1 protein-coding gene is annotated in these 617 nt (G+C 38.7%); it reads right to left on the bottom strand.

Translation table 11 applies throughout. The features are described from left to right. Positions 1–274: 274 nt before the first annotated feature. A partial coding sequence (locus V7149_RS05300) for a cupin domain-containing protein (RefSeq protein ID WP_335344607.1) occupies positions 275–617 on the bottom strand: 343 nt, incomplete at its 5' end.

Genomic DNA, 617 nt, shown 5'->3' with positions numbered 1-617 from the left:
GTACAAGCCTTTAGGTGACTGTTTGGCTACTACGTCCTCACCTAGGGGCTTGCTAAAGAAGCAGTTTCCCCTATTGCCAAAAAAAAATAATTTATGAATTTTTCATTACATCCTGTTAATTCACCAATCCCTTTTTTGTGCATTCGATAATTCTTCCGGATGTTTGGTTTCTTACTTTCTTTTGGAATAATAAAAGAGCTGTTCAGAAAGTCAGCTTTTCTGAATAGCTCCCTATTTTTTTTCCTCTGTCGTTTTTTACTCTTTATGCACCAAATTAACCCATTATTCTACTAAAGATTTCATTCCATGTCATTGGGCTATCGCTTTCAATAGGCGGCGTGCCAACCGTGCTCTGGTTTATGGGCATTAGAGGCTCAACAAATGTAGAAACCACATTGGGACTCGAAAAAAAGCCGACCACTTTTAATGTTTCTGAACCAATGTTTCGAATATTATGGGGAACCATGTGAGGAATAAGAGCCATCTCACCTTTCGTTATTTCCCCTTTTTCATGTTCAACAGTGGCTTCCGCTTTTCCCTCTAAAACGAGAATGATTTCTTCCGCACTATCGGTATGAGTACCAAGACTGTCTCCAGGTTTAATTTCAAAGTAAACA

The sequence above is a fragment of the Bacillus sp. JJ1503 genome (assembly GCF_036965125.1).
Taxonomy (GTDB): Bacteria; Bacillota; Bacilli; order Bacillales; family Cytobacillaceae; genus Cytobacillus.
Note: the sequence above shows the minus strand (reverse complement) of the source record. Positions and strands in the feature narration are given on the sequence as shown.